Consider the following 5,169-nt stretch of genomic DNA (forward strand, 5'->3'; position numbering starts at 1 on the left):
CGGTGCTGGCGCCGTTCGGCGGTATGGTGCTCGATCCGGCGACCGGCCGCACGCTGTGGGACCGCGGGGCGTCGCAACCGCTGACGCCCGCCTCCACCGGCAAGCTGCTGACGATGAGCGCGGCGATGCTCACGCTCGACCACGAGTCGCGGTTCACCACCAAGGTGGTGCGCGGTTCGGAGCCGGGCAGCGTGGTGCTCGTCGGCGGTGGCGACCCCACGCTCTCCAGCCTGCCCGCGGGGGACGAGTCGGTGTACCCGGGCGCGGCGCACCTCGCCGATCTGGCCGCGCAGGTGCGGGCTGCGACCGGTGGGCAGGTCACCTCGGTCAAGGTCGACAACAGCCGCTACAAGGGCCCGAAGCTGGCGCCCGGCTGGCTGCCGACGGACATCGCGGGCGGGCAGATGTCGCCGATGGAGCCGGTGATGCTCGACGGCGGGCGGAAGAATCCGAAGGAGGACTACAGCCCCCGCACCGAAACCCCGGCGCAGCAGACGGGGCAGGAGCTCGCGAAGCTGCTCGGGCTGCCGTCCTCGGCGGTCTCGGAGGCCAGCGCCGGGCCGAACGCGCAGAGCCTCGGCCAGGTCGAATCGCCGACGGTGCGCAAGATGGTCGAGACGACCCTGCTGCACTCGGACAACGTGCTGGCCGAAGCGCTCGGCAGGGAAGTCGCCATCAAGAACGGCAAGGAGCCGTCGTTCGCCGGCGCCACCCAGGCGGTGCGCGAAGTGCTGCAGCGCAACGGTTTCGACCTGACCGGCGTGCGGATGGACGACAGCAGCGGGTTGTCCACCAACGACAAGATCCCGCCGAAGGTGCTCGGCAACCTGCTGGCCGCGGCGAACTCGACCGGCGGGGCGAACGCGAACGGCGGTTCCGGCTCGACCAGCGGGGCGTCGGACAAGTCGGCGAAGCTGCGCGAGCTGCTGACCGGGCTGCCGGTGGCGGGCGGTTCCGGCAGCCTCGGCGACCGGTACGCGGACAGCTCCGGTCGCGGATGGGTCCGGGCGAAGACCGGCACGCTGGACGGGGCGAACGGCTTGGCCGGGTCGGTAGTCACCCGGGACGGCCGGTTGTTGGTGTTCGCGTTCATGTCCAACCACACCGGAAGCTCCGGCGTGCTGCGTCCGGCGCTGGACAAGGTCGCCTCCGCGTTGCGGGAGTGCGGCTGCCGCTGAGCGGCTCCCGTGCGGGGTTCCGTGCGCTGCACGTGGGAGTGTCCGTGCCCTGCACGTGGAATGTCGCTGCGCAGCGCGCGGAAGTGTCGGTGCGCAGGACACCGGGGGTACGGTCGGTGCTGTGACTTCGCGATCCGCCACTTTGCCGCCGAGCACTCCCGACAACGGCTCGACCGGAGCGGATCGCACGCTGGATTGGGACCTGGCCGCGGCGACCGCGGCCCGGCTGATGTCCAGCGGCCCGGACGTGCCTCGCGAGGAAGCGGACCGCGCGGTGCGCGATCTGCGGCGGGCCAGCGTCGCGGCGGAGTCGCACGTGCGCGAACTGACCGGCTTGGGCCTGGACCTGCCGGTGTTGCAGGGCGATGTGGTCGACCGGCCGGAATGGGTGCGCGCGGCCGCGCACGGGCTGTCCGAGTTGACCGGTGTGGCGCTGCGCTCGGCCGGTCGTCCCGGCGCGCTCGGCGCTGATCTGCTCAGCGGCCTCGGTGCGCGCGGCGCCGGGCTGCAAACCGGACTCGTGCTGTCGTACCTGGGCACGAAGGTCCTCGGGCAGTACGACCCGTTCCTGCCGAGTTCCCGCGGCACGCGTCCCGGGCGGCTGCTGCTGGTGGCGCCGAACATCGTGGCCGCGCAGCGGGCGTTGGACGTGCCCGCGGACGACTTCGTGATGTGGGTGTGCCTGCACGAGTCGACGCACCGGCTGCAGTTCAACGCGGTTCCGTGGCTGCGGGAGCACTTCGCGCAGAGTCTCGGGGTGCTGCTGTCGGACATGGACTCGTCGCTGGTCGAGCTGCTGCGGCGGTTGCCGTCGGTGCTGCGCGGCCCGCGGGCCGGGACGGAGTCGAGCCCGGGGGTGCTCGGCGTGGTCGAGCTGCTGCAGGGGCCTGAGCAGCGGGCTGCGCTGGACCGCATCCTCGCGCTGTCCACGCTGCTGGAAGGCCACGCCGATCACGTGATGGACGCCGTCGGGCCGGAGGTGGTGCCCAGCGTGGCCACCATCCGCCGCAGGTTCACCGAGCGCCGCAACGGTGGCGGATTGCTGGACCGGCTGCTGCGCAGCCTGCTAGGGGTGGACGCGAAGATGCGGCAGTACGCGGAGGGTGCTGCGTTCACCCGGCACGTCGTGCGCGAGGTGGGCATGGACGGGTTCAACGCGGTGTGGACGTCGCCGGAGCAGCTGCCGACGCGCGCCGAGATCTCGGATCCGCCGTCGTGGCTGCGCCGCGTGCACGGCTGACAGCGGCTGTCGCCGCGCCCCGCACAATGTTGGCGTGACCTCCGCGGTCCCCGGCCCCGCGGCCGACGGCGCCAGCCGCTTCGCAGGCCAGGCGACCCTGGCCGTGCGAACGGCGCTGCGCCGCTTTCTCGCCGCGGCCGGAAACGCGGCCCCGCTGGTGGTGGCGTGCTCCGGTGGCGCCGACTCGCTCGCGCTCGCCGCCGCCGCTTCGCACGTGGCGGCCCGCGAAGGTCGCTCGCTGCGCGGAGTGGTCGTGGACCACGGGTTGCAGGAGGAATCCGCAGAGGTGGCTTCGACGGCTGCCGACCAGTTGCGGGCACTGGATTTCCCGGACGTGCAAGTACTGCCGGTGCGGGTGAGCGGTGCAGGCGGCACGGAGGCCGCCGCTCGCCGCGCGCGGTACGAGGCGCTGGAGCGGGCGCGGCCGGACGGGTCGATGGTGCTGCTCGGGCACACGCTGGACGATCAGGCCGAGACGGTGCTGCTGGGATTGGGACGCGGTTCGGGAGCTCGTTCGCTGGCCGGGATGCGCGCGTGGGACGAACCCTGGGCGCGGCCGCTGCTGGAGATCACCAGGGAGACCACGGCCCGTTCCTGCGCCGAACTCGGCCTGGTGCCGTGGCAGGACCCGCACAACAGCGACGGCAGGTTCACCCGCGTCCGGCTGCGCGGGGAAGTGCTCCCGCTGCTGGAGGAAGTGCTGCAGGGTGGCGTCGCACCGGCGTTGGCCCGCACGGCCCGCCAGCTGCGCGAGGACGTGGACGCGCTGGACGTGGTCGCGGCACGAGTGCGCGGCCGGGTCGAGCTCGCGGGCGCGCTCGACGCGACGGCGCTGGCAGCCGAACCGCCCGCGGTGCGGCGCCGGGTGCTGCGCGGTTGGTTGCTGCAGCAGGGCGTCGCCGAGCTCTCGGACGCCCATCTGCGGTCCGCGGACGCCCTGATCGGTGACTGGCGGGGACAGGGTGGTCACGCTCTGCCGGGCAACTTTGTGCTGCGCCGGACGCATGGCAGGCTTCAGGTGGAACGTGGTGGACGAGGAACCGCCGAACGGTTGAGCGGCGGGTGAACGTGCGCCCAACAGGAGAGGGGAAGCCGGGCCGTGTACGACGGCGACATCGCTTCAGTGCTCATCACCGAGCAGCAGATCAAGGACAAGACGGCCGAGTTGGCCAAGCAGATCTCCGAGGACTACCGGGACGCCCCGGGCGGGGACCTGCTGCTGGTGGGAGTGCTCAAGGGTGCGGTGATGGTCATGACCGACCTGGCGCGGGCGCTGCCGCAGCCCGCCCAGCTGGAGTTCATGGCGGTCAGCTCGTACGGCTCCTCGACCTCGTCGTCCGGCGTGGTGCGGATCCTCAAGGACCTGGACCGGGACATCGCGGGCCGCCAGGTGCTGATCGTGGAGGACATCATCGACTCCGGGCTGACGCTGTCCTGGCTGCTGAAGAACCTGGCTTCGCGCAACCCCGCCTCCCTGGAGGTGTGCACGCTGCTGCGCAAGCCGGACGCGGTGCAGGTGGACGTGCCGGTCCGCTACGTCGGGTTCGACATCCCGAACGAGTTCGTCGTGGGCTACGGGCTGGACTTCGCCGAGCGCTACCGCGACCTGCCCTACATCGGCTCCTTGGACCCGAAGGTCTACACCTCGGGGCTGTGAAGCCGCACCGGCGGGCGGGAACGGCCGCGCGAAAGATCCGGTTCCGGCCAAGAGTAGGCTGGTCTGACTGCACGGCTCGCGGCGTGGTCGCGCACTCGTGGCGGCCGGTACGCTGGTTCGAGGGGGTTGACGGCGGCGACGGTTCGTGCGTGCGCCGTTCACCGGTGCCGTTGCCCGAGGTGAAGTCAGGGAGGGTCGAGGCCGAATCCGTCGGCCGCAAGTGAATGGACCGAAAGCGCCTGCTCCGTAACCCGCTGCTTTGGATCCTGGCGGTGTTCGCGCTGATGTGGGGCCTCAGCGTGATCATGGACGAGACCCGGGGCTACCACCCGGTCTCCACCTCCCAAGCGCTTCAGCAGATCTCCGAAGGCAAGGTCTCCGAAGCGACCATCCAGGACAAAGAACAGCGCGTGCTGCTGACCATGAAGCCCGGCCAGAGCTTCGACGGCAGCTCGATGCTGACGACCCAGTACCCCGCGGGCTCCACCGACGCGGTGGTCAACGAGATCCGCCAGGCCGGCGTCGGCAGCTGGAACACCCAGGTCACCCAGGATTCGCTCTGGATGCAGATGCTGATCTACCTGGTGCCGATCGGCCTGCTGGTGCTGCTGCTGATGTGGATGATGAACAACGTCCAGGGCGGCGGCAACCGGGTGTTGAACTTCGGCAAGTCCAAGGCCAAGCAGCTCACCAAGGACATGCCCAAGACGCTGTTCGGCGACGTCGCCGGTGCCGACGAGGCCGTCGAAGAGCTGCACGAGATCAAGGACTTCCTCTCCTACCCGGCGCGCTACCAGGCGCTCGGCGCGAAGATCCCGAAGGGCGTGCTGCTGTACGGGCCGCCCGGCACCGGTAAGACGCTGCTGGCGCGGGCCGTCGCCGGTGAGGCGGGCGTGCCGTTCTACTCGATCTCCGGTTCGGACTTCGTGGAGATGTTCGTCGGTGTCGGCGCCTCCCGCGTCCGCGACCTCTTCGAGCAGGCCACGCAGAACGCGCCGTGCATCGTGTTTGTCGACGAGATCGACGCGGTCGGCCGCCATCGCGGCGCCGCGATCGGCGGCGGTCACGACGAGCTGGAGCAGACGCTCAACCAG

Annotated in this window: 5 protein-coding genes; all 5 read left to right on the top strand. The window is 71.1% G+C overall.

Annotated features, from left to right (window positions below):
* The coding region (dacB, locus tag IJH84_RS18970) for a D-alanyl-D-alanine carboxypeptidase/D-alanyl-D-alanine-endopeptidase (protein ID WP_295146915.1) at window positions 1–1,178 on the top strand (1,178 nt) is incomplete at its 5' end.
* A gap of 142 nt (window positions 1,179–1,320) precedes the next feature.
* Complete coding sequence (locus tag IJH84_RS18975) at window positions 1,321–2,418, top strand: zinc-dependent metalloprotease (protein ID WP_295146922.1); 1,098 nt, start codon at window positions 1,321–1,323, stop codon at window positions 2,416–2,418.
* Between the two features lie 97 nt (window positions 2,419–2,515).
* A complete protein-coding gene (gene tilS, locus IJH84_RS18980; RefSeq protein ID WP_295146925.1) occupies window positions 2,516–3,484 on the top strand; it encodes a tRNA lysidine(34) synthetase TilS in 969 nt (322 codons plus the stop codon).
* Window positions 3,485–3,517: 33 nt separating this feature from the next.
* Window positions 3,518–4,075, top strand: a complete 558-nt coding sequence (gene hpt / locus IJH84_RS18985; protein WP_200068273.1) for a hypoxanthine phosphoribosyltransferase — start codon at window positions 3,518–3,520, stop codon at window positions 4,073–4,075.
* A 224-nt stretch (window positions 4,076–4,299) separates the two neighbouring features.
* Window positions 4,300–5,169: ATP-dependent metallopeptidase FtsH/Yme1/Tma family protein (locus tag IJH84_RS18990; RefSeq protein WP_295146919.1), on the top strand; the 870-nt coding region annotated here is incomplete at its 3' end.

The organism is Saccharopolyspora sp. (assembly GCF_017434145.1).
Taxonomy (GTDB): Bacteria; Actinomycetota; Actinomycetes; order Mycobacteriales; family Pseudonocardiaceae; genus Saccharopolyspora_C; species Saccharopolyspora_C galaxeae.